The sequence below is a fragment of the Aquitalea sp. LB_tupeE genome (genome assembly GCF_013391415.1).
Taxonomy (GTDB): Bacteria; Pseudomonadota; Gammaproteobacteria; order Burkholderiales; family Chromobacteriaceae; genus Aquitalea.
This window is the reverse complement of record NZ_JACAXB010000030.1, coordinates 62,780-88,368: the sequence shown is the minus strand read 5'-3', so window position 1 is coordinate 88,368 and position 25,589 is coordinate 62,780. Positions and strand designations below refer to the sequence as shown.

The 25,589-nt window shown below is 58.1% G+C and carries 27 protein-coding genes; 12 read left to right on the top strand and 15 right to left on the bottom strand.

Annotated features, from left to right (window positions below; all coding sequences use genetic code 11):
- Positions 1–52: 52 nt before the first annotated feature.
- The 6 genes from HWX34_RS15400 to HWX34_RS15375 form a co-directional block, all read right to left on the bottom strand.
- A complete protein-coding gene (locus HWX34_RS15400) occupies positions 53–1,501 on the bottom strand; it encodes an efflux transporter outer membrane subunit (RefSeq protein WP_178973061.1) in 1,449 nt (482 codons plus the stop codon).
- Positions 1,498–2,382, bottom strand: a complete 885-nt coding sequence (locus HWX34_RS15395; RefSeq protein ID WP_255497038.1) for an HlyD family secretion protein — start codon at positions 2,380–2,382, stop codon at positions 1,498–1,500. The genes HWX34_RS15400 and HWX34_RS15395 overlap by 4 nt, the downstream gene beginning before the upstream one ends.
- A complete protein-coding gene (locus HWX34_RS15390; protein WP_178973060.1) occupies positions 2,382–2,585 on the bottom strand; it encodes a DUF1656 domain-containing protein in 204 nt (67 codons plus the stop codon). Before HWX34_RS15390 ends, HWX34_RS15395 begins: the two co-directional genes overlap by 1 nt.
- Positions 2,582–4,669, bottom strand: a complete 2,088-nt coding sequence (locus tag HWX34_RS15385; RefSeq protein ID WP_178973059.1) for an FUSC family protein — start codon at positions 4,667–4,669, stop codon at positions 2,582–2,584. Before HWX34_RS15385 ends, HWX34_RS15390 begins: the two co-directional genes overlap by 4 nt.
- Positions 4,666–5,163 carry a MarR family winged helix-turn-helix transcriptional regulator gene (locus tag HWX34_RS15380; RefSeq protein ID WP_255497031.1) on the bottom strand — a complete coding sequence of 166 codons (498 nt, stop codon included), beginning with the start codon at positions 5,161–5,163 and terminating at the stop codon, positions 4,666–4,668. Before HWX34_RS15380 ends, HWX34_RS15385 begins: the two co-directional genes overlap by 4 nt.
- Before the next feature lie 210 nt (positions 5,164–5,373).
- Complete coding sequence (locus HWX34_RS15375) at positions 5,374–5,781, bottom strand: glycine zipper domain-containing protein (RefSeq protein ID WP_178973058.1); 408 nt, start codon at positions 5,779–5,781, stop codon at positions 5,374–5,376.
- Positions 5,782–5,967: 186 nt separating this feature from the next.
- On the opposite strand from HWX34_RS15375, the gene HWX34_RS15370 reads away from it, so the two are divergent.
- Positions 5,968–6,975 (top strand): TrkA family potassium uptake protein, encoded by a 1,008-nt coding sequence (locus tag HWX34_RS15370; RefSeq protein ID WP_255497029.1) that lies wholly within the window; start codon positions 5,968–5,970, stop codon positions 6,973–6,975.
- A gap of 22 nt (positions 6,976–6,997) precedes the next feature.
- On the opposite strand, the gene HWX34_RS21375 is transcribed toward HWX34_RS15370, so the two are convergent.
- Both HWX34_RS21375 and HWX34_RS15360 read right to left on the bottom strand, forming a co-directional pair.
- The gene (locus HWX34_RS21375) at positions 6,998–8,578 is read right to left on the bottom strand and encodes an EAL domain-containing protein (protein WP_255497027.1); all 1,581 of its coding nucleotides are present in this window, start codon (positions 8,576–8,578) and stop codon (positions 6,998–7,000) included.
- Positions 8,579–8,920: 342 nt separating this feature from the next.
- Positions 8,921–9,238, bottom strand: coding sequence for a pyrimidine/purine nucleoside phosphorylase (locus tag HWX34_RS15360; RefSeq protein WP_370459761.1), 318 nt, complete (start codon positions 9,236–9,238; stop codon positions 8,921–8,923).
- A 125-nt stretch (positions 9,239–9,363) separates the two neighbouring features.
- Between HWX34_RS15360 and HWX34_RS15355 the strand changes: the two genes are divergently transcribed.
- Positions 9,364–9,963: a hypothetical protein gene (locus HWX34_RS15355; RefSeq protein WP_255497021.1), complete on the top strand. Its 600-nt coding sequence runs from the start codon at positions 9,364–9,366 to the stop codon at positions 9,961–9,963.
- Here HWX34_RS15355 and HWX34_RS15350 read toward each other — a convergent pair whose 3' ends face one another.
- On the bottom strand, positions 9,964–11,115 hold the full coding sequence (locus tag HWX34_RS15350) for an HD-GYP domain-containing protein (protein ID WP_178973056.1): 1,152 nt from the start codon (positions 11,113–11,115) through the stop codon (positions 9,964–9,966).
- 165 nt (positions 11,116–11,280) lie between these two features.
- On the opposite strand from HWX34_RS15350, the gene HWX34_RS15345 reads away from it, so the two are divergent.
- The gene (locus tag HWX34_RS15345) at positions 11,281–12,126 is read left to right on the top strand and encodes a dienelactone hydrolase family protein (RefSeq protein ID WP_178973055.1); all 846 of its coding nucleotides are present in this window, start codon (positions 11,281–11,283) and stop codon (positions 12,124–12,126) included.
- 6 nt (positions 12,127–12,132) lie between these two features.
- Here the strand turns inward: HWX34_RS15345 and HWX34_RS15340 are convergent, their stop codons facing one another.
- Positions 12,133–13,233 carry an HD domain-containing phosphohydrolase gene (locus tag HWX34_RS15340; RefSeq protein ID WP_178973054.1) on the bottom strand — a complete coding sequence of 367 codons (1,101 nt, stop codon included), beginning with the start codon at positions 13,231–13,233 and terminating at the stop codon, positions 12,133–12,135.
- Between the two features lie 137 nt (positions 13,234–13,370).
- Between HWX34_RS15340 and HWX34_RS15335 the strand changes: the two genes are divergently transcribed.
- The 4 genes from HWX34_RS15335 to HWX34_RS15320 all read left to right on the top strand — a co-directional run bounded on the left by HWX34_RS15335 (position 13,371) and on the right by HWX34_RS15320 (position 15,911).
- Positions 13,371–13,970, top strand: a complete 600-nt coding sequence (locus HWX34_RS15335; protein ID WP_370459760.1) for an HD family hydrolase — start codon at positions 13,371–13,373, stop codon at positions 13,968–13,970.
- 245 nt (positions 13,971–14,215) lie between these two features.
- Complete coding sequence (locus tag HWX34_RS15330) at positions 14,216–14,419, top strand: cold-shock protein (protein ID WP_045845074.1); 204 nt, start codon at positions 14,216–14,218, stop codon at positions 14,417–14,419.
- Positions 14,420–14,527: 108 nt separating this feature from the next.
- Positions 14,528–15,082, top strand: a complete 555-nt coding sequence (locus HWX34_RS15325; protein ID WP_178973053.1) for a DUF1415 domain-containing protein — start codon at positions 14,528–14,530, stop codon at positions 15,080–15,082.
- A gap of 79 nt (positions 15,083–15,161) precedes the next feature.
- Positions 15,162–15,911 carry a hypothetical protein gene (locus HWX34_RS15320; protein ID WP_178973052.1) on the top strand — a complete coding sequence of 250 codons (750 nt, stop codon included), beginning with the start codon at positions 15,162–15,164 and terminating at the stop codon, positions 15,909–15,911.
- A 135-nt stretch (positions 15,912–16,046) separates the two neighbouring features.
- Here HWX34_RS15320 and HWX34_RS15315 read toward each other — a convergent pair whose 3' ends face one another.
- The 5 genes from HWX34_RS15315 to HWX34_RS15295 all read right to left on the bottom strand — a co-directional run bounded on the left by HWX34_RS15315 (position 16,047) and on the right by HWX34_RS15295 (position 21,268).
- Positions 16,047–16,622, bottom strand: a complete 576-nt coding sequence (locus HWX34_RS15315; protein WP_178973051.1) for a lysophospholipid acyltransferase family protein — start codon at positions 16,620–16,622, stop codon at positions 16,047–16,049.
- A 176-nt stretch (positions 16,623–16,798) separates the two neighbouring features.
- On the bottom strand, positions 16,799–17,068 hold the full coding sequence (locus tag HWX34_RS15310) for a hypothetical protein (protein ID WP_178973050.1): 270 nt from the start codon (positions 17,066–17,068) through the stop codon (positions 16,799–16,801).
- Positions 17,069–17,203: 135 nt separating this feature from the next.
- Positions 17,204–17,977 (bottom strand): pyruvate formate-lyase-activating protein, encoded by a 774-nt coding sequence (gene pflA, locus HWX34_RS15305; RefSeq protein WP_178973049.1) that lies wholly within the window; start codon positions 17,975–17,977, stop codon positions 17,204–17,206.
- Positions 17,978–18,049: 72 nt separating this feature from the next.
- A complete protein-coding gene (gene pflB, locus HWX34_RS15300; RefSeq protein ID WP_178973048.1) occupies positions 18,050–20,308 on the bottom strand; it encodes a formate C-acetyltransferase in 2,259 nt (752 codons plus the stop codon).
- A gap of 450 nt (positions 20,309–20,758) precedes the next feature.
- Complete coding sequence (locus HWX34_RS15295) at positions 20,759–21,268, bottom strand: isoprenylcysteine carboxylmethyltransferase family protein (protein ID WP_178973047.1); 510 nt, start codon at positions 21,266–21,268, stop codon at positions 20,759–20,761.
- 292 nt (positions 21,269–21,560) lie between these two features.
- On the opposite strand from HWX34_RS15295, the gene HWX34_RS15290 reads away from it, so the two are divergent.
- The 5 genes from HWX34_RS15290 to HWX34_RS15270 all read left to right on the top strand — a co-directional run bounded on the left by HWX34_RS15290 (position 21,561) and on the right by HWX34_RS15270 (position 25,589).
- Complete coding sequence (locus HWX34_RS15290) at positions 21,561–22,928, top strand: deoxyguanosinetriphosphate triphosphohydrolase (RefSeq protein ID WP_178973046.1); 1,368 nt, start codon at positions 21,561–21,563, stop codon at positions 22,926–22,928.
- A gap of 22 nt (positions 22,929–22,950) precedes the next feature.
- Complete coding sequence (locus HWX34_RS15285; protein ID WP_178973045.1) at positions 22,951–23,586, top strand: histidine phosphatase family protein; 636 nt, start codon at positions 22,951–22,953, stop codon at positions 23,584–23,586.
- A gap of 59 nt (positions 23,587–23,645) precedes the next feature.
- Positions 23,646–24,050 (top strand): peptide-methionine (R)-S-oxide reductase MsrB, encoded by a 405-nt coding sequence (gene msrB / locus HWX34_RS15280; RefSeq protein ID WP_178973150.1) that lies wholly within the window; start codon positions 23,646–23,648, stop codon positions 24,048–24,050.
- 533 nt (positions 24,051–24,583) lie between these two features.
- Complete coding sequence (locus HWX34_RS15275; RefSeq protein WP_178973044.1) at positions 24,584–25,342, top strand: hypothetical protein; 759 nt, start codon at positions 24,584–24,586, stop codon at positions 25,340–25,342.
- Between the two features lie 31 nt (positions 25,343–25,373).
- Entirely contained in the window at positions 25,374–25,589 is a 216-nt protein-coding gene (locus HWX34_RS15270; protein ID WP_178973043.1) for a hypothetical protein, read from the top strand.

Sequence of the window (25,589 nt, the reverse complement as noted above, 5' to 3'; positions counted from 1 at the left end):
AGCTGCCAGACAGATGTGGCAACCGCTACCGGCATGCTGCTCAAGCCTGCGTTTAATGCTGATCCGGCTTTGCACCGCTGGCAGCATCTTCCCAGCCACCACCCAGCGCCAGGAACAGATTGACCTGATCCTGCGCCAGCTGACTTTCGGCCATGGCAACCGACTGTTCGCTGCCAACCAGGGTACGGTCGGCATCCAGGCTGGAGAGATAAGGCGCGCGGCCTGCCTGATACAAGCGGCGGTTTTGTGCCGCGGCTTCCCGGGCATTGTCCCGCGCACTGCGCAGCAGCGTCAGGCGTTGCAAATCCTTGGCATACAGGCTGAGGCTGGTTTCCACTTCGCGCAGGGCATTGAGCACCACACCGTCGAAGTGCGCCAGCGCAGCGGCATTATCCGCCTTGGCAGCACGCACCCGCGCCATGCTGCCGCTGTCCGGAATGCTCCAGCTGATCAGCGGACCAAAACCGAAACGCTGGGTGGAGCGCTTGCCCAGGTCTTTGACAAAACCGGTAAAGCCTGCCGATGCACCCAGGGTGATGTCCGGATAAAGCGCAGCCGTGGCCACGCCTATCATGGCACTGGATTGCGCCAGACGGCGCTCGGCCTGCTTCACATCCGGGCGGCGTGCCAACAAGGCCCGGCCATCGCCCACCGGAATGGCTTGGGACAGCTGCGGCTCTTGCGCGCAGGCCAGTGTGGCGGCGGGCAAGGCTTCAGCCGGCGTCTTGCCCAGCAGCATGGCCAGGCGATAGCGTGCGGCATCGCGCTGGGCAAGGTAGGCTGGCAAGGCGGCATGCACGCTGTCGCGCTGTGCCTGTGCGCGCAGCACATCGGTGGCGGTCATGCGCCCTGCACTGGCCAGACGACGTGTCAGTTCCAGCTGTTTTTGCTGCAGGCCCAGCTGTTGCTGTACCACCTGATACCCATGATTGGCCGAACAAATCTGCACATAGCTGCGTACGGTTTCGGCGGTCACGGTAATGCTGGCCAGGTCACGCGCGGCCGCCACTGCTTCGCTATTGGCTTCTGCCGCCTGCTCGCCACGTTTGAGCTTGCCAAACAGATCCAGCTGGTACGCCACCCGAATGCCTTCGTCTCCCAGATTGGTCACTGGCAGCGGTTCGTCCAGCAACATGCTCTGGCCGGATATCCGGGCACGCTCGGCCGATGCCGACACTGCCGCATGCGGGCCGGCTTCGGCATTGACTTCGCTGGCTACTGCTAGTGCCTTTTGCAGATTGGCACTGGCCACGCGCAAATCGGTATTGGCGGCCCGGGCCTGTTCCACCAGCTGGTCCAGCACCGGGTCGTGATACAGCTGCCACCAGCGACTGGCCACCGGCTGTGCGCTGCTCAGCGTAGTGTCGGTATTGGCAAAACGGCCTTGCACTGCCGGACGCTGCATGATGGCATTGGCAGGCAGCTGGTAATCCGGGCCTACCGTGGTGCAGCCAGCCAGCACCGAGAGTGCCAGCACACTGGCGGGATAAAAACGTTTCACTGCTGGCCTCCCTTGCCGGACAACACCGCCACCGTGGCGGTACGACCGGCAATCATGCGGAAGTCAGCAGGGATTTCATCCAGCGTCACCCGCACCGGAATGCGCTGTGCCAGCCGCACCCAGTTGAAAGTGGGATTAACATTGGGCAGCAGGCTGGCGCCGTTGCTGCGGTCACGGTCTTCAATACCGGCGGCAATGCTTTGCACATGGCCGCGCAGCTTGTGCGACTGCCCCATGATCTGGATTTCCACCGGCTGGTTCACTTGCACACGGTCCAGCTTGGTTTCTTCAAAATAACCATCGACATGGAAGGAATGCGCATCCACCATGGACAGCACCGGCTTGCCGGTGCTGACATAATCGCCCACCCGCGGGGTGCGGTCGTTCAGATAGCCATCTACCGGACTGCTGACTTCGGTGCGTTGCAGGTTCAGCCGGGCCACATCCAGCGCGGCGCTGGCGGCGGCGACATTGGCCTCGTCCTGCTGCACGCGGGCATCGCTCTGTTCGACGTTTTCACGCGCCACCAGGTCGCTCAGGCTGTGATTGCGTGCAGCTTCGCGTTTTGCCTGCGCCAGCGCGGCTTTTTGCAGCACCAGTGCCGCTTCGGCCTGTTTCAGTGCCAGGGTGTAGCGGGCATGGTCGATGACAAACAGCACCTGTCCCTTTTTGACCAGCTGGTTATCGTGTACCCGCACCTCGGTAATCAAGCCGGAAACATCCGGCGCGATCTGCACCACATCGGCCCGCACATGACCATCCCGGGTCCACGGTGCATTGGTGTAGTAGTCCCACAAATAACGGCCCACCATTACCGCAGCCACCACCACAATCAGCGTCAGGGCCACCGGGCCCGCTTTTCCTGCCAGCTTTTTCATCATTACCATCCGCGAGTGAGCACGACGAATCCGCCGAGCACAATTACATACAGGGCAGCGTTCAGCAGCGAACGGTGCCATACCAGTTTGTAGAAGCCCAGCTGTCCCAGCATGGCGCGCAGCACGGCGGTGACGCCAAAGGCCAGCACCATCAGGATCAGCAGGCTGGGGAAATACACCCCGTAGATTTCGATTTCACCAATCACGGTGCAAGCTCTCCATGTTTCAGGGGCAAGGGTGCTGCCAGGGCAAAACTGCCGGCAGCGGGAAACAGGGTGATACGCAGTTCTACCAGGGCATTGAGCACGGTCTGCACGGCGTGATTGCTGCGCTGGCCACTGCCCAGAACCTGATTGAGCGCCACATCGATATGCTGCAGCAGCTGCTTGTCGGTCTGTGGTGCGTGACGCAAGGCCAGTGCCTGGTGGTAATGCGCCGCCACATCATCCAGCACCTGCTGCACGCCAGCCCCGGCGCTATCCGGCAGCTTGTTTTCATCGCGCTGCAAGTGCAACACGCTAAAGCCGGTACGCAGCTCGCTGAACACCAGCGGCAACTGGTCGTGTCCGTTGGCAGCCAGCCGCGGAATCAGCTGGCCCAGCCGGTCCAGCATGCGGGCAGTCAGTTGCGGATAGTCGCCCAGCACGCGGCCCGATGCCATGCGGGCCAGGTCGTGCCAGCTGGCGCGCCGCAGGCGGCGTATGGCCAGCTCGATGCCGAATGGCCGTACCAGCAGGCTGAACAACAAGGCGAAGGATACCCCCACCACGGTGGCGACATTGCCGTTGAAGAAGGCGGTGAAGTCGGTATCGTAAGCGCCTTGCAGACTGAGGAAGGTGGCGGTATTCACCGTCAGCATCATGGCGATCATGGTGAATTGCGGCCGGGTAAACAGCGTGCCCACCAGCAAGAAGGGAATGGCCAGCATGGCCACCAGCATTTCAAAGGTGTAGGCGGCTGGAATCACCATGAACAACAGCACCGTGGTGAGCACGATGCTGACCAGTGCCCAGATCAGGAAGGTGCGCATCATCGGCGCAGGTTCATCCAGCGCGGCAAAGAAGCAGGAGGCAATGGCCGCCATGATGACCGCCCCGGAACCGTCGGTCCAACCCAGCTGTATCCACAACTGCATGGCAATGAAAATGGCAACCGATGCCTGCAGCGAGGAAAATGCCACCATGCCGTAGTCGAAATGACGGGCGGTGCCACCTACCGGCCAATGACGGTAGGCCGGTTTCCAGCTGAAAGTGGGGTGTTCTTCGGCCAGCAACTGTTGTAGCAGGCGGCAGTCCAGCCACAGGTTGATCAGCGACTGCAAACGCGCCAGTGCATGCGCCAGTAACAGCGATTGCCAGTCATCACCACTGGCTGTTTCCTGTTTGAGACTGGCCAGCTCACGCTGCAAACTCGGCACTGCCTTGCGGCAGCTGTCCAGTTCCGGCTCGGCCATCCAGTCGGCCACCCGCTGCATCAATACGCGCAAGCCCTCCGGCACACGGTCTCCCTGTTGCACCAGCGCCTGCCGGGTTTCGGTCAGCGAAGACAAAATGGGCAGCAACATGCTCATGCGGCCACGCAGCTCGCGCGCGTTCTTTACCATGGCAAAGCTGGTGGTGTCGTAAGACAAATGGGAGATGAACTGGTCAAGCGCCAGAATGTCCGCCGCCAGCTTGTGGCGGCTGGCATGCATGGGTGTTGGCCTGGGCTGCACGGCAGTCGCATCATCCGGCAAGGCCAGCAACTCCCCTGCCCAGCTGCGTGCATCCTGCATCCAGCTGTCGATGCGCGCCGAAATAATGGGTGCCACCTTGCCCGGCCACAGCAAGGCGGACACAACACTGGCACACAGAATGCCCAGCAGGATTTCCTCACTGCGCGCCAGCGCCACATCAAAAATGCTTTCCGGGTTGTTCAGCGTAGGCAATGCAATCATCGGCAAAGTATAGGCCGACAGCATGAACAGATAGCTGCGCGGAGTGCGGTCCAGCAGGGAAATACTGAGCAGGCTGCCCGTCCACAAAGCCACGACCAGGCTCAGCAAGGTAGGCGCATTGACAAACAAGGGCAGCAAAATGACGGCAGCAGACGCTCCCAGCAAGGTGCCGCCAATGCGGTAAACCGCCTTGGAGCGGGTGGCACCGGTCAGCGGGTGGGACACCACGTACACAGTGGCCATGGCCCAGTACGGACGGGGAAGCTCCAGCGCCATGGCAATGTACAAGGCCAACATGGCGGCCAGAAACACTTTGGCCGAAAACAGCCAGTCACGCCAACTGGGCAGGCTCATGCTCTTTCCTGACCGGCAAGGGCGGCAAGCTCTGCCACCAGTTCCGGGCGCTGGTATGCTGCATCCACCGCGCCAAACACACGCAAGGTGGCTTGCAGGTCGTCCGGCGAAATATCCCTGAATACCAGCGCGCGCAAACGCACCAGTTCCACTTCTATCTTGTCGGTCAGCGCCCTGCCCGCCTCGGTAAACCACAGGGTGTTGGAGCGGCGATCCACCTTGTCTTTTTCACGTCGTACCAGGCCATCGGCGGCCAACTGGTCGATCACCCGCACCAGTGACGGCCCTTCAATGCCAATTTCTTCTGCAAGGGCAATCTGGTTGATGCCCTCACCCAGCCGGCCAATGAAGATCAGCGCGGTGGCACAAGGCGCGGTCAGGCCATGACCGAATACCACATCCTGCGAAATATGCCGCCATTTGCGCCCGGCCTGCATGATGGCGCTGGTAATGCCAAGCCGCAGTAAGTCCACATTGTCCATAATGATTTGCATGTAAATGATTTGATTGCTAATCAATTATAGGAATAGCCAGCCACAGCAGGCAAGCAGTTTCTGTTCAACAACAAAAAGTTCCGTATCAATGACTGCACTTTCGCCCTGGTCTGTGCTGGCAACAATGGAAAAAGCCCCGAAAATTCGGGGCTTTTTCTGAAAACCTGTACTGCAGAATGGCACTACAACTTGGAAGCCTGGAGCAAGGGCTTACCATCCATCATGCCAGCGACCCTCGCCATGCCAACCACGGTCATGCCATTCACGCTCATGCCAGTGGCGTTCACGCTCCCGCGCGCGCCAGTCATCACGCCAATAAGGTGCAGGTGGCGGGGCATAACGTACTGGTGCCACATAGGCCACAGGCTGGTAAACCACCGGGGCCGGAGGCGGCTGGCGATAGCGGCGCTCCTCATCATGCTGATAGGCCAGTGCCGTACCTACACTCCCACCCACCGCACTACCAATAATGGCACCGTTACGGCCACCGATGGACTGACCAACAGCGGCACCCACAGCACCACCCACTGCCCCACCGAGAATGGCAGAGGCATCTGCATGGGCCAGTGCACTAAAAGAAAGCGCCAACAGCGCAGGAACAAGGATTCGGGATTTCATGACTGGCATCTCCAGTGCGTTGATACACACCCAGCTTATCCAGCCGCAGGTAACGGCGTGTAAAACAGTGTGAAGAAGCTTTGCAAAATCGCTAGTCCGACAACTTTGCTCACATCTGGGCCATCGTGGGAAACAGGTCCGGATTCGCATCACATCGCACAGCCGCAGCCATGCCGAACAGCTATAATGCGCATTTTCCGGCTGCACCCCACCATCATGCGTCACAGCTTCCCGCGTAAACTGCTGTTTTTGAGCAGCCTGGTCTTTGCTGCCCTGTTGTTCGGCACCACCGGCTACATGCTGATCGAGGACTGGAGTTTTTCCGACAGCCTGTTCATGACGGTGATCACGCTGGCCACCATCGGCTATGGTGAAACGCACAACCTTTCACTGGAGGGCCGTTACTTCACCATTGCGCTGATTGTATTTGGCACCGGCGTGGTGGGTTATGGCATTTCCTCGCTCACCTTGATGCTGTTTCAGGGCGACCTGCCGCTTTATCTGAGACGAAAGAAAATGGAAAAACTGATTGCCCGCATGCAGGGTCACACCATTATTTGCGGCCTCAGCCATACCGGCCGTTATGCGCTGGAAGAGCTGCTGAGCACGCAGCACCAGGTGGTGGTGATAGAACGGGACGAAGCCAATACCGGCATGCTGCAGGAACTGGACGTACCCTTTATTGTTGGCGATGCGGCAGAAGACGAAAACCTGTGCGCCGCCGGCATCACCCGCGCGCAGGCGCTGATTTCCTGTCTGAGTGCCGATGCAGAAAATGCCTTTGTGGTGGTGACGGCCAAAAGCCTGAACAGCAAGATTCTGGCGGTAGCCAAGGCGGAGAATGAAAGTTCGCGCAAGAAGCTGTTGGCCGTTGGGGCCGACAATGTAGTGATTCCATCACACCTGGGTGGCATGAACATGGCCAATATCGTGGCGCACCCGGAAACCCTGCACTTCTTTGAGCATCTGCACCACCGCTACCCCAACCAGTTCCGCGCCCAAGTGCATGTGCTGGACGAACGTTGGGAAGGTCTGCCGCTGGAACGTTTTCTGAAAGAGGGTTTTGACGGCAAGGCGATGGTGATTGCTCTGGAACGCAGCCCGGGCGAAGTGGAATTCTCACCCGGCCCGGACATCATCATGCACAGCGGGGAGTCCTTGCTGTTGATCAGCACGCAAAACCCGGCCGCTTGAGCGCCGGTGCGCGGCCGTAAGGTTAGCGTGTGCTGTTTGCCGCTGCGGCAGCAGCCTCGCGCGCAGCGGCGGCCGAGCGGTCCTGGGTAATGCCGGAATACAGCCATTGACGGAAATGATTCAGCGTCATCGGCTTGCCAAAATAGAAGCCCTGCAGCAACTGGAAACCCTTCACCGACAGATAGTTCTGCTGCCCCTGGGTTTCCACGCCTTTTACAATCACCTGCACACCCAGCTGGCGTGAGGTCGACAGCAAGCCATCCAGAATATTGGCCTTGAAACTGTCCTTGCCCAAGGCAGAAACATAGCCCTTTTCCACTTTCAGGTAATCAAAACCCCAGCGCCGCAGATAATTGCGGTCGGCATGTCCCAGGCCAAAATCGTCCAGCGCCAGCTTTACCCCCAACTGGCGCAAGTCCTGCACCACACGGTGCGTGACCTGATGTTCGGGCAGTGGAAAGCGTTCGGAAACCTCCAGCACCAGCACGGCCTTCTTTTCACGCAATACTGCCAGCAGCGGTTTGCAATCTTCCACCAGATCCGGCATGCCCAGATGCTCGGCGGCAATGTTCACCCCCACCATGAAGCCCGGCGGCAGCGCCACCGGCTTGAGCTCCTTGCTGACCCGTCGTAACAGATAGCGCGTCAGCGGCACAATCATGCCGGCATCTTCGGCCGCAGGAATGAACAGATCAGACCGCACCGCGCCTTGCACCGGGTGACGCCAGCGCGCCAGCACTTCCACGCCGACACACTCACCCAACTCGGCAGTGACAATGGGCTGGTAGTGGGTAAAGAATTCGCGATTGCGTATGCCCTGGGCAATCTCCCAGGAACTGGTATTACGTGCAAGTTTGCGCCGTATCAGTGCCCAACCCAGCACGCCCCCTGCGGCAAGCGCCAGCAACATGGTATCCAGCCTGTGCAGCAAGGCGCGCTGGAATACCGTCCCCCATGTTTCTTGCACCACCACATCCAGCAAGCCACCGGACACGGTTTGGCGATACAGCAGGCCACTATCAGGCAGCACACTCAACACGGCCACGCCATCCGCCAAGCTCAGGTATTGCGCGCCCCATACCAGCCCCACCCGCATTCCGCGCGACTGGGTTTGCAGTTGCTCAAGCAGAGAAACGGCATTCAATTCCAGCACGCTGTGACCGTTGGCATGATGCGCCAACACCAGACCATAGCCTCCGCCTGCCAAAGACTGCAAGGAAAGCGGCTGGGCTGGTACTGCTTCGCTGCGGGATGGATTGGCGCTGCAACGGCGACCATCCGCCCACTCACGCAGGGCATGACGCGCATGGGGTACAGACTGCACAATGGCCGCCAATCCTGCCGATGAGGCCATGCAGCTTGCTTCCGCAGGAATGGCATCAATGCGTAACAGCGCCATGTCGCCTTGCGTCAGTTGCAATTCAAGCTGACGTGCGACGGATTCCGCCCGCCACTGCAACTCTGTCCGTTCCTGCACGATGGTTGCCAGCAATGCCAGCAGCCAGCCCAGCAACAGGCACAGGAGTAGCGCGACGGTGTAAATCACCGCCGGCCTGGCAGACAAAACATGGCGCGACCACCACACCCTCACCCGCTTAAGCATTCAATTAATCCAGTCACCATACTGTTTACGACCAAGCAGGCAGCACAAACACTGTGTGCTGTTGCGCCACCTAATAGTCATCATAGCTGCTAATCCCCCTAACCCAAGGCAGGAAGGCGGCAAGCATACCCGCTGCAGCCATGCCGGGAAAGCCTGATTTTCCAGCATGAACAGCCTGCAAAAAATGACAAACGCAAATTGCAGTGTAACGCAGTTAAAGCAGGCCCGTACTGTATCTCGTGCAATTCACGCGCCAGTTCAGCCGCTCACACAGCCATCACCAGCAGGCCAGAAAGCAAAAAACCCGGCAGCGCCGGGTTCGGGATGATGCGGTCGGCCAGATCAGCCGTAGTGGCACACGTAGTGCAGGGTTTCCAGCACTTCAATCTGGAAAGAGCTGTCAGCCGGTACATTGAAGCTTTGACCGCCTTCGTAGCTGATGGCCTCATTGCTGCCCGCCAGGGTGATGCGGCACTTGCCTTCCAGCAGTTCCATGATTTCCGGCGCAGCGGTATTGAACAGCAGCTTGGAGGGCAGAATCACCCCAACCGACTTGCTGGTGCCATCTGCCAGCGTGATACTGTGGCTGACACACTTGCCATCAAAGTAAACATTGGCGCGCTTGGCGACGCTGACGTTATCAAACTGATCCATGATCATCCTTTGTGTGTGTTTTTGTTATCAACAATAAATTGATCGGCTAGGATACCGGATTCCCGTTTGGCGGCAAGATGCAAACCGCCAACTTTACACATTCCAAGCCCATCAATCCGGAGTGGACATTCATGCGAATTCTCCAGCGCGGCGGCATGCTGCTGGCAGCCATCATGCTAAGCGCCTGCACCACCATGGCAGACCGCCTGCAAGGCAGCATTACACCGCCTGCCGGCTATGGCTATGCCATTGCCTCCCTGACGGCCAAGGCCTTCGATCAGGACTCGGCCAATGTCGGGCTGCATATTCTGGACAGCAAGGGCGACATGGTTGCCAATGCCCGTGCCAGCATGAATACCGATACGGTTTTTGGTGAAGAAGGCATGAGCCCGGTGGATGGCAAACTGCTGTTGCTGGCACTGCCGCCCGGCCATTATCAGGTGGCAGACGCCTGGGGCAACTGGATAGAGGAATCCGGCTGGGGCAGCCAGTGGCGCTCGGTCACACTGCCCGTTCATGCCGGTTTCGATGTCACGGCAGGAAGCAGCACGTATCTGGGAGAAGTGTTTCTGGAGCTGTCGATGCGGCCGGAACTCCGGCTGAGCAATCAGCAAAAACGTGACTTTGGCCACATGCGCCGGGTATGGAAAGTCAATAACCTGTCCGACATCCAGATCAAACCGCTGCAAGCAGACTCTGCCTTGCCGGCAGCCTCTTCTGCCAGCCACTGACTAGCCCAGACGTGAAGTCCACAAGCGGGTCAGATAGGCCGGTTTCACTGCGGCAGTAGCCGCTGCCACCGGCTCCACCACCCGATAAGCAGGCTGGCGGCTGTCGCGCAGCAGGACATCCGCGTAAGGCGGCCCGTCCACCTTGCGCAATGCGGCCACGCGCGGCTGGTTTGCCTTTTCGCCGCTATGGGTCACCACCGCAATTTCCTGGCTGGCAAGCCGCACAAAACTACCCGGCGGATAAATCCCCATTTCCTTGATCAGCAAAGACACCAGCGCAGGGGGAAACAGCCCCAACTCGCCGCGGAACAAGCTGGCCATCACCTGCGATGGCAACAAGGCGGCATCGCTGTAAAACTGCTCGCACAGCAAGTCCACCAGCCCCAGCAAGCGGGCATCCGGATGAATTTCATCCGCATGCAAGCCCGCCGGATAGCCTTGCCCATCGTCCTGCTCGTGATGGGTTTGCACCAGCAGGTGCCAATGCTCATCTGTCACCCCCGCCTCGCGCAAAATGGCAGAGCCTAACACCGGGTGGGCCACCATTTCCTCCTGCTGCGGCAAACTCATGGACTGGCGTTGGGTGGCAAGCTGATTCATCAATTGGCTGATGGCTACGTTCATCGACAAACCGGCGCCCACCAGGCTTTTCAACCGGGCGGGCTCCATGCCCTGCCGCCGCCCCAGCAGGGCCAGCAAGGTGGCCACCCGGAAGCTGTGCGACTTTACCGGCAGCAAAAACAGTGATGCCAGCATGCCATCGCGAAAGCGCTGGGTCAGCTGTATCAGCTCTTCCGCCATGTCCTCAAGCCGGCCGGCCAGCCCGGGTACGGCAAGCCCATGCAACAACACCGCCTCCAGCCGCCCGGCCATGAATCCGGCTTCCACCAGCGGGTTTTTCGGGTTGCTGGCCGCCGCTTCACGTTCGCGCTGGGCGGCGCGGTCCAGTCGCTCCCGCTCCAGGCGCACCGCCACTTCTTCCACATCACCATGCGCCACATCCATCAGGCGCTCGCGCTGCTCGGGAGTCAGGACGTAATGCCCTTTTTTCAACAGCAAAAAGCCGTTCTTGGCATAAACATCAACCGGGACTTGCTCGCCTACGCGCAAAAAACGGCCAGGGAGCTTGATTCTGGAAGGAGGCTGGGACATGGTGATGACTGAAAACACGAATCTGGACTACAGTTTAGTCAAATAGCCGCCGACACGCCGATAATGCGCACGCCAAAGCAACTGGAGAGCGGCATTGTCGCCAAGCCCGTCACAAACCTCAAGCCCTTGGCGTTACCACTACGCCCACACCGGAGGCCGCATTCCATGCATCGCTTTGACCCACCACGTCGCAACTTTCTCAAAGAAGCCCTGGCAACCGGTTTTGCACTGGCGGTTCAGCCCATATCCGCTGCCAGCATCATCACCGACAGCCACGACCTGGACACCGGGCTGGCGGGCATTGCGCTGGACGATGGCATCCTGCCCGCCTATTTTGCCAGGCCGCGCATGCCATCAGGCAAGCTACCGGTAATGCTGGTGGTACAGGAAATTTTTGGCGTACACGAACATATTCGCGACATCTGCCGCCGCCTGGCCAAGCTGGGTTATCTGGCCATTGCACCGGAGCTTTACTTCCGCCAGGGCAATCCGGCTGAAGCCAGCGACATCGCCACCATCATCAATACCATAGTCAGCAAGGTGCCAGACACCCAGGTGATGCAGGATCTGGATGCCACGCTCGCCTGGGCAAACCTGCACGGGGGCGATGCCGGACACGCCGCCATCACCGGATTTTGCTGGGGCGGACGCATTATCTGGTTGTATGCCAGCCATAACCCGAATCTGAAAGCCGGCATAGCCTGGTATGGCAAGCTGGTGGGCGAGCACGGCACACTGACGCCCAGCCAGCCGGTGGATATTGCCGCGACTTTAAAGGTGCCGGTACTCGGGCTTTATGGCGGTCAGGATGGCAGCATTCCGCAAGACAGCGTCAACAGCATGCGTCAGGCGCTGGACCAGGGGCACAGCCATTCGGAAATCGTGGTGTATCCGGGGGCCGGACATGCCTTCAATGCCGACTATCGGCCGTCTTACAATGCCAGCGCCGCGCAGGACGGCTGGCAGCGCATGCTGGGCTGGCTGGCCAGTCACGACATGAAGGCGCGTTGAACACGCTTATTGGACAGCCTGCTCCAGCATGCGGCGCAGCACCTGATTGAAGGGGTCAAGCCAGGCCCGCTCGAACTGATCGTCCGCCGCGTTCAGTTCGGCGGCCGCACGCAGCATGGAACGGCGCTGACCGCGATGGGCGTGCTTGAGCATCACTGCTTCAAATGCGTCCACCAGGGCCACAATGCGCGCGCCCTGACAGATTTCGCCCGCAACGAGTCCATACGGGTAGCCTTCACCATCCGGCGTTTCATGGTGCTGCATCACCATCAATGCGGCCTCCTCCCAACCTGACATACGGCCGAGCAATCCGGCTACCCAGGCAGGGTGCAGCGCCATCAGCCGCCGTTCGTTGTCGCTGATGCTGCCGGTTTTCAACCACAGTGCTTCGGGCAAAAACATCATGCCCACATCGTGCATGTAAATGGCCGCTTCCAGTTGCTCGGCATCCACCCAGTTGCCTGCCTGCCGATTCACCTCCAGCGCCAGCTTGAGATTACGTTCGGTTCGGCCAACAAACTGCGGCATGCGCTGCTCCAGCTGCAAGGCCAGGGTACGGAACAGCAGCATGTCCTGCTGCCGTGTCAACACCTTGCCAGTACCAGATGCCGCAGTCACAGGGGCTTCGCTCTTGCCCTGCGCCCCAACCATTGCTGCCACCAGGCGCGCGCAACTGGCCGTGACAGAGGGAGCCGGCAAGGTTTCCAGCGCACGCAAAGCCTCCAGCAAGGTTTGCATCTGGGCCTTGTCTACCTGCCGCGCACTGGCAATCTGCCCCATGACCAGCTCCAGCCGGTCCAGCACCAGCAATAACACATCACCCATCACGTCCTGATACACCAGCTCGCCGCTACGCAAACGTGCCAACAAGCCCTCCAGCGCATGGGCATAAGGCACGACAAACATCACCCGGCACAGGCCGGCATCCCCCTTGATGGTGTGCATCAGGCGGAACAAGTCGCCAATCAGCGTGGCCGACTTCGGGTTCTGTCCCAACTGGGTGGCCAGGCTTTCAATCTGGGGGGCATAGTCGGACAACACATCGCGAAAATCCTGAAAGCCTTCCGGGTCCTCCCGCACAAATTCCAATTGCGCTTCATCACTCATGGGGTGCTCGCTGTATGGGCTGATGTCATTGCACTATAAATCATTCATTTGCAGCCAGTACGGACAAATCCTTGCCCCCGGTCAAACACGGCGGCGTATCATGTGTACTTTTACAGACCTCCACAAAGCCCGTTGCCGTGACTATCTCGTTTTCCGTTTTGCAAAAACAGATCGATTTCATTCTGGAAATCGACAAGCTCAAATCAGTCTTGCGCAAAACCAAGCCAGTGGGGCTGGATCGCTATGAAAACTCTGCCGAACACAGCTGGCAGGTTGCCTTGCTGGCCCTCACCATGGCCGAACACGCGCCAGTAAAACTGGACCTCGACAAGGTCATCCGCATGTTGCTGATCCACGACCTGGGCGAAATCGATACCGGCGATGTGATTGTCTACGCCGCCACCGACAATGCGGAGCGCGAAGCAGAAGAACTGGCAGCCATACGCCGTATCTGCGGCCTGCTACCCGAAAAACAGGCCGCCGGGCTGGTAGCACTGTGGCAGGAGTTCGAAGCACGCCAGAGTGCCGAAGCCCGCTTTGCCCGGGCAATGGACCGGCTGATGCCCATCCTGCTCAACCTGAATCGACAAGGTCAGAGCTGGCGTGAAAACGGTGTCAGCAAGCAGCAAGTGCTCACCATGGCGGCCAGCAAGGTCAGCGATGGCTGCCCGCTGGCCGGCGAATGGCTGCTGCAGGCACTGGACCGGGCGGAAGAACAAGGCTTTTTCGGCGCCTGAGGCAAAGCCACCCCGGTAAAAACCATAAGCAATACAATGTCTTTGGCATGACCGTCTTGCGGTACAGGGTCAGGATGTGCAGAAAATGCTTGCCAACCCGCACAACAATGGGCAGTATGCCTGCCTGCAGGATGCTCAAGTTGTGGATGTGTAGTTGTCGTAGTGGCATTAAGTCCGTACCTCAGTCGCCATTTCCCTTGAACTTCATGCGTTTTATCAACTTGCTCGTTTTGAGGATAAACAAAATGGCAACCGGTACCGTTAAGTGGTTCAACGACTCCAAAGGTTTTGGCTTCATCACTCCGGATGAAGGTGGCGATGACGTATTCGCTCACTTCTCCCAGATCAATGCCAAAGGCTTCCGCACCCTGGCCGAAAACCAGCGCGTAAGCTTCGACATCGTCGATGGCCCGAAAGGCAAACAAGCCTCCAACATCCAGCCGCTGTAATCTTTTCTTTTAAAGATTGCCCGCTGATAAAAACCCGGACTTGTCCGGGTTTTTTTGCTTTTGCGGCAGCCGGCCGCCCCCTTACCCTTGCACTGCGGAGTCAGCACCATGCAAACGCCAAGCCACGAAGAAGCCATTGCCAGCACCCGCCTATGGCTGGAAAAAGCCGTCATCGGCCTGAATCTCTGTCCTTTTGCCAAATCGGTTTACGTCAAGAACCAGGTTCGCATTGTTGTCAGCGACGCCACCGAACCGGCACAACTGGCAGAAGAACTGGCGCGCGAGCTGCAGTTACTGGCCGAAACCAGCCCGGAAGAAACCGATACCACCCTGCTGATTCATCCTTATGTGCTGCAGCGCTTTCTTGATTTCAACGAATTCCAGGACATTGCCGACGCCATTGTCGCCGAACTCGAACTGGACGGCGTCTTGCAGGTAGCCAGCTTTCACCCCAAATTCCAGTTTGATGGCACCGGCATCAACGACATCAGCAATTACACCAACCGCTCGCCCTGGCCTACCCTGCACCTGATTCGTGAAGCCAGTATTGATCGCGCCGTGGAAGCCTTCCCGGAAGCGGAAGCCATTTTCGAGAAGAACATCGACACTGTCACCCAATTGGGCGTGGATGGCTGGCAGGCACTGTTTGCCACCAAATCCTGAAACAGACGATTCTTGCCTGAACCCGGGCAACAAGGTAAAACAACGCATCCTCCCCGCTTCACGCAAGGCATGCAACACCATGCAGATGCTGCGTTTTACCCTGCCTTTGCTGGCAGGCCTGTTACTGACCGCTTGCAGTAGCGAGCCAATCAAAAAGCCGGTAAAAGGCGAAAATTTCAACTCGGCAGAGCTGGGCCAGACGGCCAGCAACCGCATGGCCAACCTGGCTATGCGCGATAATCTGGCCAGCCTGCAGACCTTGCTGGACAAACTCTACCGCCGCAACCCCTCCCAGTGGCGCAATGGCGGCCATGACAGCCGCGAAACGGCTGTACACCAGATCATGCAAGCCATTCGGCTAAACCAGCCTTTGCCACAACTGGGAAAGGTACGTTCCACCGCAGCCCTGACCACTGCATTTGACCCGCAATTCACCGGCGATCGTGCCGGCACGCTGGTGTTTGGCCTGGGCAGCATGCTGGTGGATGTCTATGGCGGCCGCACCGAGCTGTACCTGGTGCACGGACTGAATGCCCAGCAACTGGAAAATGCTGCTTACAATGTGGAAGTGGCCGCCTGGCTGCTAGGACAGCGGAAAAATGCCGATGGCAGCCTCATGTTGCTGGCCAATGAAATCAGCCCGCAACAACGCAACCTGTCCTTCGAACGGGAAATGTCCAAGATCATGGCCCGGCTGGAACTGCTTGCCGAAGTATCCGATGAAAAAGTGCGCCGTAGCGCCATCGATTTCGGTCAATCCTTGCTAGCCGCCCCACTGCTGCAATTCATCCCGGTACAAGCGGCCACCTCCGCAGTCCCTGCCCCCTGAGCAGCCCAAAAACAAAAGCCCGCGGCATTCTGACTGCGGGCTTTTGTTTGCACGTAATGGCATGGAAGGACCAAAAAGAGCAAGGTACTCCTCGGACAAGACGCGATGCAATAACAGATTGCTTGCTAGTAGCGCTTATTGCTGATCCGGGTACTTACCGGTCTTGTCCTGGTAAAACGCACGAATCCTGGGCATGTCCACCTCGATATCACCGCAGGGATGGAACACCGGGCCAAAACCGCATTCTTTGCGGGCATAGTCCATATAGGCCAGCACCACCGGCACCTGTGCGCCACAGGCAATGTGATAGAAGCCGGTTTTCCACTCATTCACCCGCTGGCGGGTGCCTTCCGGTGGAATGGCCACCACCAGCTTATTGGAGCGCCGGTATACCTCTACCATCTGCTGCACCAGCGAGTTGCTACGGCTACGGCGTACCGGGATGCCACCCAGCCAGCGCATGACGGGCCCCATCGGCCCCCAAAACAGGGTGTGCTTGCCCATCCAGTACAGTTTGGCACGCAAGGCAAAGCAAACCCCCAGAGTCAGCGGGAAATCCCAGTTACTGGTATGGGGCGCGGCAATCAGTACGTACTTGGGAATATCAGGGAATTGTCCTGCAATGCGCCAGCCACACAGACGCAGCAGAAAGACGGACAAGGCGCGCATCAGATCGCGCAGGATAGGCGTGTCGAAAATGGTGTAGTGCATGAATCCGGCAAACGGCAGGACCGCGCACAGGACGGCGGGCAGCCCTCCTGTCAGAGGCCTGCCTTGACGATGGAAAAAACGGAATGTACCGGATATGGCGAGATGGGTAAATCACAATCATGCAGCAGGCTGCTGGCCAGGCCCATAAGACATGGCCGCCATGCCTTACGCAGGCATCAACCGCGCTGCAGAATTTCCTTCAGGTCTTTTTGCACATCCCAGTAAGTGACATCTGCATCGTACACCCCCAGACAAGTGGGTTTGGCGAGATATCGCTGGGCATTACGGCTATCCATGGAGCAGAACAACAAGCGCTCTTTCTCCCAGATCACGATGCACTGGCCTTTTTTGGAAAGGCGGTCAATCAGGGTGCTGATCTGCTCGCTGATCACCCGTGCCGATAGATTGCTGGCTGGCTTGCCAGGTTTGGGCAGTTCTGTTTTCATCTCTTCGGACAATCTTTTCAGGGTTGTTCAATGACGACTCACCCGACGTATTATCCTCAGCACTACAACAATACCTATCAGAAGTTTCGGAAATATAGCCAGAACCTTTCACCGAAACACTGCCCTACCCCGTATTCAACAAACTGTCAGCCCACGTGCGGCAAAAACCGACCGCGCTGCTTCGACCTCCACTACTGTCGGTGTTGGCGTAGCGGCCAGCGGGTAATCCAGCCCCAGCTGCGCCCATTTGCCAGCGCCCATCTGATGAAAGGGCAGTACTTCAACCCGTTGCACCTTGCTGCCAAGACTGGCGGCATAATCTGCCAGCCGTGCAATATCTTCCGCACCATCAGTCAAACCAGGCACCAGCACATAGCGCAGCCACATTGGCTTGCCCAGCCGTTTCAGCCGCTGGGCAAAATCCAGCGTTGGCTGCAGGGCCTGGCCCGTTATCTCCAGATAGCGCTGCGGGTCGCTGTGCTTGATATCCAGCAACACCAGGTCGACCTGGTCAAACCAGGCATCGTCCACATTGGCATGCAGGAAACCCTGGGTATCCAGTGCGGTATGCAGGCCGTAGCGCTGCTTGATGGCGGCAAATAGCGCACCGACGAATTCCGCCTGCATCAGCGGTTCACCTCCCGAGATGGTGACGCCACCGGCAAACTTGAGAAAGCCGGCATAGGATGCGATTTCCGCCACGGCCTGCTCTACTGTCAGCAACCGGCCGGCATGCAGCTTCCAGGTATCCGGGTTATGGCAGTACTGGCAGCGGAACTGGCAGCCGGACATGAAATAGACAAAGCGCATGCCCGGCCCGTCCACGCCCGCACCGCTTTCGGTGGAGTGGACGTAGCCGGTCAGCTCACCCTGGCGGAGCGGCGCATGCACCACGTGCTGCTGGGTCATGAAAACTCCTGATGAAAAAACCGCCCGTCAGCATCTGCCGGCGGGCGGTTGGGTGGATAAACCGCAACTGGCTTACAGGCTGCCGTGGAAGGTACGGTTAATCACATCCAGCTGCTGTTCACGCGTCAGTTTGACGAAGTTCACCGCATAGCCGGACACACGGATGGTGAGCTGCGGGTAGAGCTCCGGGTGCTCCATGGCGTCCAGCAGGGTTTCACGGCGGAACACGTTCACATTCACATGGAAACCGCCAGCAGCGGCAAAGCCATCCAGGCAGTGCGACAGATTGGCAACGCGATCCTCTGCGGTATGACCCAGTGCATCCGGCGTGGCCGACGCCGTCCAGCTGATGCCATCCAGCGCGGCGGCATAGGGCAGCTTGGCCACCGAGGCACCCGCAGCGACAAAACCATGCACGTCACGACCGTTCATCGGATTGGCACCCGGCGCAAATGGCTCGCCAGCGCGACGACCACACGGCGTGTTACCGGTTTTCTTGCCATACACCACATTGGAGGTAATGGTGAGCACCGACTGGGTGGGCGTGGCATTACGGTAGAAGTAAGGCTGGGCCTTGATCTTGTTCATGAAGGTTTCAGTCAGCCACACCGCCATGCTGTCCACCCGGTCGTCGTTATTGCCATAAGCCGGATAATCACCCTCGATACGGTAGTCCACCGCCAGGCCGTCTTCATTGCGGATGACATGCACGCGAGCATGCTTGATGGCCGATAGCGAATCCGCCGCCACCGACAGCCCGGCAATGCCGCAGGCCATGGTGCGCAGGATGTCGCGGTCGTGCAGCGCCATCTCGATGCGCTCATAGGCATATTTGTCGTGCATGTAATGGATGCAGTTGAGCGCCTTCACATAGGTGGCGGCCAACCAGTCCATCATCTTGTCGAACCTGGCCATCACCGTGTCAAAGTCCAGCACATCATCGCGAATCGGTTCGAAGCCATGCGCCACGATGGCACCACTCTTCTCGTCACGACCGCCATTGATGGCATACAACATGGCCTTGGCCAGATTGGCACGGGCACCGAAAAACTGCATCTGCTTGCCGATACGCATGGCCGAAACGCAGCAGGCTATGCCGTAGTCGTCGCCCCAGTAGGGCCGCATCAGGTCGTCGTTTTCGTACTGGATGGAGCTGGTATCGATGGACACCTTGGCGCAGAAGTCCTTGAAGCCCTGCGGCAGCGCAGTGGACCACAGCACGGTCAGGTTGGGCTCCGGCGCCGGGCCCAGGTTGTACAGGGTATTGAGGAAGCGGAAGCTGTTCTTGCTGACCAGCGTGCGGCCATCCTCACCCATGCCACCAATGGACTCAGTCACCCAGGTGGGGTCGCCGGAGAACAGCTGGTCGTATTCCGGGGTACGCAGGAAGCGCACGATGCGCAGCTTGATCACCAGATCATCAATCAGCTCCTGCGCCTGCGCTTCGGTCAGGACACCGGCGGCCAGATCACGCTCGATATAGATGTCAAGGAAGGTGGCAATGCGGCCCAGTGACATGGCGGCACCGTTTTGCTCCTTCACTGCAGCCAGGTAGGCAAAGTAAGTCCATTGCACGGCCTCGCGCGCATTCACTGCCGGGCGGCTGATGTCATAGCCGTACTTGGCCGCCATTTCGCGCAGCTCGTCCAGTGCGCGGAATTGTTCGGACAGCTCTTCGCGCTGACGCAGTACATCCTCGGTGAATACGGCGTCATCCAGCTCATGGAAAACCTGCTGGCGTTCCTTGCGCAGGAAGTCGGTGCCATACAGTGCGACACGGCGATAGTCGCCAATGATGCGGCCACGGCCATAGGCATCCGGCAGGCCTGTGATGATGCCGGATTTACGCGCTGCCAGGATTTCCGGGGTATAGGTGTCGAACACGCCCTGGTTATGGCTCTTGCGGTATTTGCTCCAGACTTCCTTGATTACCGGGTCCAGCGTAAAGCCATAGGCAGCCAGCCCGGCCTCAACCATGCGCAGGCCGCCATTGGGCATGATGGCACGCTTGAGCGGGGCATCGGTTTGCAGGCCGACAATCAGTTCCAGCTTGGGATCGATATAGCCCGCATCGTGAGCGGTAATGGAAGTGCCACGGTCAGCCGATACATCCAGCACACCCTTTGCCCGCTCCTGCTTGAGCAACTCGCCCAGCGCCGCCCACAAGGCCTGGGTGCGCTCGGTGGCAACAGCCAGGAAACCGGCGTCACCGGCATAGGGTTGGTAATTGAGCTGGATGAAGTTGCGTACGTTGACACGGGTTTGCCAGTCACCGGCAGCAAAATTCCGCCAAGGATCAGCTTGTACGGCTTGCTGAGCAATCGATTCCATGACTATCTCCTGAGTTGAAGCCCGAAATGTTCTCTATGGAAACAATACTACATTCGATATCGAAAACAATGATTTGATGCAGATCAAACTAGACCAGTACAAGCCCGCCGAACTGCACTGCAACTGAAGGACCGGCTCACAAACCAAAGACCTTCCGCCATTTTTCATGTCACGAACACCAATAAATCAAGCATCTTGCAGCATTTTGCCAGCCTGCCCATCAATGCCTGTCCACTGCAATTCACAGGCAATAAGGATGGCAGTACGTGATAACGGCCTGGACCGGACCTGTAATTACATCTGCGGCAAAGCATGAACCATGTTCGATATTGAACATGACGCTTTTTATATTGAAAATTAATAAAGCAAGAAAAAATCAGAGCAGTGTAGTTTTATTACAATGCATGGGAAGATACAGACCCATTTGCTGTAAAAAAGTACATGATTACTTCATGCAGCCAGGTCACGCGGCCACAAGCGGCCTGTGTGCTGCATGTAGTGACGATACGCCTCACCCCGACCACGCAGCATCAGGCCCTCCTCGCGCCGGACGCTAGGGCCGTACAGCAGCAACAAGGCCAGGATGCCACCACCACCGATCAGCACATCCTGCCACAACAACAATTGCGCCAATGCCGCCAGCCACAGTGCCGCATACAAGGGATGGCGGATATGCCGGTATACACCACCGGGCCATGTTCCGCGCACTTCATTGGCTAACAACACATCCTGCTGGCTACGCCAGAACAGCCAGCAGGCATAGGCCATCAGCAAAAGCCCTGTCGGTGCGGCAAACGGTGACAACACCAGCGGCATGCTTGCCGACCACCCCAAGCAGACTGCCAATAAAGGCAGCACCACCATGCAACCCATGACTGGCCAGCGCAAAATGCACTGCCCCACCAGCACCTGGCCATGTTGCTGCAACAAAGGGCGATACGCCAGACGCGTCAACATCATCACGGCAACTCCGCATACATGCACTGTTGGCCATAACATGGCATCACCTCCAGGATAAATAGTAATGACTATCATTATTATTTATAGCAGCGATAGCAACAAGCACATTGTCACCGTCCTGTCTGCGCCGCATCCGCCTGCACAACAACGGCTAGGCCTGCGTTCTGCACGCACACGCCGCGTCAAGCCTCAGAACCATCCCATTTACCCTCTTATTCGGAAGGCAAGGCTTTGCCAGCAAGGACAAAGCCCATATTATCCAACCATCCAACCTGCCACGGCCTGCCCTGCCATGACCCAGCATCAGCAACAACAATGGACTGCCCTGCTCTCCACCCAGCGCTTCAAGGTGGTACAAGGTGAAATCAAACCCACCCGCACCCCGGCTACCGATGAAGGAAGCGCCGGCCTGCGCAGCGACTTTCACATCGACCATGACCGGGTGGTGTTTTCCAGCGCCTTCCGCCGCCTGGGCCGCAAAACCCAGGTCCACCCACTGGCGCAGAACGACCATACCCATAACCGGCTGACCCACAGCGTGGAAGTGGCCAGCGTAGGTCGCAGCCTGGGCAACCGGGTGGGCGTGATGATGCAGCACGCCGGTGTCATGCCTGCCGGTTACAGCCCCTTCGATATTGGCGCGGTGGTTCAGGTGGCTTGCCTGGCGCACGACATCGGCAACCCGCCGTTTGGCCATACCGGCGAAGATGCACTGCGCGACTGGTTCCGCGATGCGCGCAATGCGCATTTCCTGCACACTCTGGATGCCGCCCAGTTACGCGATGTGCAAACCTACGAAGGCAACGCCCATGGCCTGCGCATGCTGGCCACCCTGGAAATGTACAACCATGAAGGCGGGATGCGACTGACAGCCGCAGCCCTGGGCGCACTGATCAAATATCCGTGGACATCCGATGCTCCCAAGGCCCTGGTGCGCGACAAATTCAATATCTACCGCACCGAACTGGCCTATTTCGAGCGCATTGCTACCGAGCTGCAATTGCCACGCAAGGGCGAGCTGGAGTGGAGCCGTCACCCGCTGTCTTACCTGATGGAAGCAGCCGACGACATTTGCTATGCCATTCTTGACCTGGAAGACGCGGTTGAAATCGGCATTCTGGACGTGCGGGAATTCGAAGGCCTGTTCGCCCGCTTTACCGAATATGAAAAGGTGTGGAACCTGCATGACGTGAAGCAGAAGTGCGCCACCTTGCGCGGCATTGCCATTGGCCGCTGCGTAGCGGAAGTGGCGCAAAAATTCATGCTGCACCACAATGCCCTTCTCGCCGGCGAGTTTCCCGCCAAGGACCTGATCAACCTGACGGATGCCGAGGTACAGGAAGCACTGATTCAGGCCAAGGAGCTGGCCAGCAACAAGGTGTACCGCCACCGCACCAAGCTGGTGACCGAGCTGGCCTCCTACCCCTGCATTGCCGCCATCCTGGATGTACTCATCCCGGCGGTGCACGCCTTCATCACCCGTGGTGCAGAACAGCTGACACCGCGCCAGCACCTGGCCATGGGGCTGCTGGAACAACACATCAAACCAGAGGACAGCCTGTATCAGGCCTACATGAAGGTACTGGATTTCGTAGGCGGCATGACCGACAACTACGCCGCCAACCTGGCGCGTGAAATTTCCGGCGTCGGCATCCTGTAATCAACCCAATCCGGACCACCCCATGCCCACTACCCGCTTCTGCCTCATCCGTCACGGCGAAACCGACTGGAATCGCGAACGCCGCCTGCAAGGCCATCTGGACATCCCGCTCAATGCACGCGGCCTGCAACAAGCCGAGCAACTGGCCCAGGCACTGGCACAGCAACAACTGGCGTTCAGCGCACTGCATGTCAGCGAACTCACCCGCGCCCGCCAGACCGCCAGCGCCATCAGCCGGCAGCTCGGCCTGCCGCTGCAAACCCATGCCGCGCTGAAAGAACGCCATTACGGCGCTTTTCAGGGGCGCACCTTCGACGAAGCGCGCGAGCATATCCCGCATGTCTACCGGCTGCATCAGGAGCGGGATATCCACTTCGACCTGCAAGGGGGCGAAAGCCTGCACGGTTTCCAGCAACGCATCATGCAATACATGCAGCAACTGGCGGAACACTATGCCGGACAGCAGATTCTGGTAGTCAGCCATGGCGGCGTGCTGGAGATGGTGCACCGAACCGCCAGCGGCAAGGGCCTGAGCGGTGCACGCGACTTTCCCATTCCGAATGCCGCGCTCAACTGGATAAGCTATCGGGACGGCGAGTGGGAAATTGAAAAATGGGCGGATCAGTCCCATCTGGACAGCAGTCTGGACGAGCTGTAGGCGTGACACCGACAGATTGTCCCACCCGCCGCGACCAACCATCACTGCCCACTCAAGGAATGACCATGGACAAGCCCAGCCCCCTCAGCGACGCCGACTGGCGCGCCCGGCTCAGCCCGGAACAATATCGCGTTGCCCGTCAGGGCGGCACCGAGCGCCCGTTTAGCGGTGAACATTACCAGCGTACCGAACAGGGCGACTATCACTGCGTATGCTGTGGCAGCCTGCTGTTTCACTCGGATACCAAATTTGACGCAGGTTGCGGCTGGCCTAGCTTCTGGGCCGAAGCTGCCGGCGAACGCATCAAACGCCTGCGTGACACCTCGCACGGCATGATCCGGGTGGAAGTGCGTTGCGCCAGCTGCGATGCCCATCTCGGCCATGTATTCCCGGACGGGCCGGAACCCACCGGTGAACGTTACTGCATCAACTCGGTGTGCCTGAGCTTCAAGCCTGCGAAATGATGCTCCTACTGCCACAAACAGCAAGGGCTTAAAATTCAACAGCATCGTCGGGCAAGCCATCTCAATGGCCACCCGATTTTTTACCCTGTCCGGACAATACGACCGTTCTGGCACGCTGCCATCCCGGCCAAGGCTAGCAGAACCGCAAGCGAAAGCCCTTGTACGGCATTCAAATCCAGCTCGTACCACAACAACAAGCACAAAAATAACCCTGACCTCCTTGCCACCACCTTCCTGCCACTTCTCATACACATCGCGTGCAACTTTCAAGATGACATTGATAAAACCATGTCAATCCATCACTAAATATTTTTATTTATTAAAAATATTTCACACCAAACTCTACCTGCATGTTTTTTTGAAATATAAACCCTGCTTAGTACCGGCATCATTCATTTATCGTGCAAAATGATTGCTACGTAAGTTTACTAGGTAAAAAGCATATTGCCCCAGACGACTGACAAAACTAGCCTCAGCAAGCCGCAAGACAAATGCCTGCGACACATCTTTCATCACCAAAAAAGGAAATGAACATGGCAGATATTTCAGACCGACTTGCTTTCATTAATAATTTGCAACTACCAGCCAGTAGCACGACCCTGCAAGCCAATTTTTTAACTGATACTCCTACTCCACCACCGGATGGCAGCCAAGGAGGCTATGTGGTGGATGGCAGCCTGGTTTCATTTGTTGCAGGCCTGGACAGCCAGAACAAATCAGACGTATTGAATTCCACATTACTTGCCCAGCTGGCAGCCAATAAAAAATATGACCGGGAGGTACAAACCGAGGATTGGTATAAATATTATCAAAGCGTGCTGGAACCGCTTGGCTGGGTAATCCAGGCCTTTAATTTTGACAAATACAATGCATCCGGCGATTCATTTCAAATGAACAAGGCAGTGATTGAAATATTAAAAGCCATTGCAACGGAGGATGAAGCAGCCGTCTCCCAGGCCACTATTGATGCGCTTGGCGCGCTGGATAGCGGCAGCCATGGCTTGATATTATGGAATAGCGCCAGTAGCAGCGTGACTGCCGGCAACTTTCAGATCGCACCCTGCATACTTTCCAATGGCTCGGTGGTGATGAAAAATGCCTCTTTCTATTTCAACACGACTGAATCCACTACAGGGTTTCTCTGGTTTACCTACTCCACCTCAAAAATGTCTCTATACAAATCCACCAACACCATGACGCTGGATGGTGACATCTACGCAAAGGTCAGGCAGGCGGTCATCGACAAACTGGGCGACAAAGCCGTGCAGTTTGTTGCAGACCTGGATATTTAAGACTGATATTTCTGGCAAGGAGGAATGGAAAATGAATGAAATCATCGATGCCGGCCAGCATTGGCCGATGCAGAACCCAAGGGTTGCCCAGCAACAAATACGCGTTACCATGGCCGGACAAAATGGGCTGAATGCTGTCTGTCATGGTCAACCGCGTATTGGTCAGGCTGTGGTCAATGGCAACACTTATTCCATTCAACTACCCGGACTACAGGGTGGCGGGCTGGATGCTGAATTTACCCGGTAA

What these genes read in the sequence shown, in the direction of transcription:
- HWX34_RS15395 (WP_255497038.1), bottom strand. Translation starts at nt 2,382, where the DNA reads ATGATGAAAAAGCTGGCAGGAAAAGCGGGCCCGGTGGCCCTGACGCTG.
- HWX34_RS15385 (WP_178973059.1), bottom strand. Translation starts at nt 4,669, where the DNA reads ATGAGCCTGCCCAGTTGGCGTGACTGGCTGTTTTCGGCCAAAGTGTTT.
- HWX34_RS15380 (WP_255497031.1), bottom strand. Translation starts at nt 5,163, where the DNA reads ATGCAAATCATTATGGACAATGTGGACTTACTGCGGCTTGGCATTACC.
- HWX34_RS15375 (WP_178973058.1), bottom strand. Translation starts at nt 5,781, where the DNA reads ATGAAATCCCGAATCCTTGTTCCTGCGCTGTTGGCGCTTTCTTTTAGT.
- HWX34_RS15370 (WP_255497029.1), top strand. Translation starts at nt 5,968, where the DNA reads ATGCGCATTTTCCGGCTGCACCCCACCATCATGCGTCACAGCTTCCCG.
- HWX34_RS21375 (WP_255497027.1), bottom strand. Translation starts at nt 8,578, where the DNA reads ATGCTTAAGCGGGTGAGGGTGTGGTGGTCGCGCCATGTTTTGTCTGCC.
- HWX34_RS15360 (WP_370459761.1), bottom strand. Translation starts at nt 9,238, where the DNA reads ATGATCATGGATCAGTTTGATAACGTCAGCGTCGCCAAGCGCGCCAAT.
- HWX34_RS15355 (WP_255497021.1), top strand. Translation starts at nt 9,364, where the DNA reads ATGCGAATTCTCCAGCGCGGCGGCATGCTGCTGGCAGCCATCATGCTA.
- HWX34_RS15350 (WP_178973056.1), bottom strand. Translation starts at nt 11,115, where the DNA reads ATGTCCCAGCCTCCTTCCAGAATCAAGCTCCCTGGCCGTTTTTTGCGC.
- HWX34_RS15345 (WP_178973055.1), top strand. Translation starts at nt 11,281, where the DNA reads ATGCATCGCTTTGACCCACCACGTCGCAACTTTCTCAAAGAAGCCCTG.
- HWX34_RS15340 (WP_178973054.1), bottom strand. Translation starts at nt 13,233, where the DNA reads ATGAGTGATGAAGCGCAATTGGAATTTGTGCGGGAGGACCCGGAAGGC.
- HWX34_RS15330 (WP_045845074.1), top strand. Translation starts at nt 14,216, where the DNA reads ATGGCAACCGGTACCGTTAAGTGGTTCAACGACTCCAAAGGTTTTGGC.
- HWX34_RS15325 (WP_178973053.1), top strand. Translation starts at nt 14,528, where the DNA reads ATGCAAACGCCAAGCCACGAAGAAGCCATTGCCAGCACCCGCCTATGG.
- HWX34_RS15320 (WP_178973052.1), top strand. Translation starts at nt 15,162, where the DNA reads ATGCAGATGCTGCGTTTTACCCTGCCTTTGCTGGCAGGCCTGTTACTG.
- HWX34_RS15315 (WP_178973051.1), bottom strand. Translation starts at nt 16,622, where the DNA reads ATGCACTACACCATTTTCGACACGCCTATCCTGCGCGATCTGATGCGC.
- HWX34_RS15310 (WP_178973050.1), bottom strand. Translation starts at nt 17,068, where the DNA reads ATGAAAACAGAACTGCCCAAACCTGGCAAGCCAGCCAGCAATCTATCG.
- pflA (WP_178973049.1), bottom strand. Translation starts at nt 17,977, where the DNA reads ATGACCCAGCAGCACGTGGTGCATGCGCCGCTCCGCCAGGGTGAGCTG.
- pflB (WP_178973048.1), bottom strand. Translation starts at nt 20,308, where the DNA reads ATGGAATCGATTGCTCAGCAAGCCGTACAAGCTGATCCTTGGCGGAAT.
- HWX34_RS15295 (WP_178973047.1), bottom strand. Translation starts at nt 21,268, where the DNA reads ATGATGTTGACGCGTCTGGCGTATCGCCCTTTGTTGCAGCAACATGGC.
- HWX34_RS15290 (WP_178973046.1), top strand. Translation starts at nt 21,561, where the DNA reads ATGACCCAGCATCAGCAACAACAATGGACTGCCCTGCTCTCCACCCAG.
- HWX34_RS15285 (WP_178973045.1), top strand. Translation starts at nt 22,951, where the DNA reads ATGCCCACTACCCGCTTCTGCCTCATCCGTCACGGCGAAACCGACTGG.
- msrB (WP_178973150.1), top strand. Translation starts at nt 23,646, where the DNA reads ATGACCATGGACAAGCCCAGCCCCCTCAGCGACGCCGACTGGCGCGCC.
- HWX34_RS15275 (WP_178973044.1), top strand. Translation starts at nt 24,584, where the DNA reads ATGGCAGATATTTCAGACCGACTTGCTTTCATTAATAATTTGCAACTA.
- HWX34_RS15270 (WP_178973043.1), top strand. Translation starts at nt 25,374, where the DNA reads ATGAATGAAATCATCGATGCCGGCCAGCATTGGCCGATGCAGAACCCA.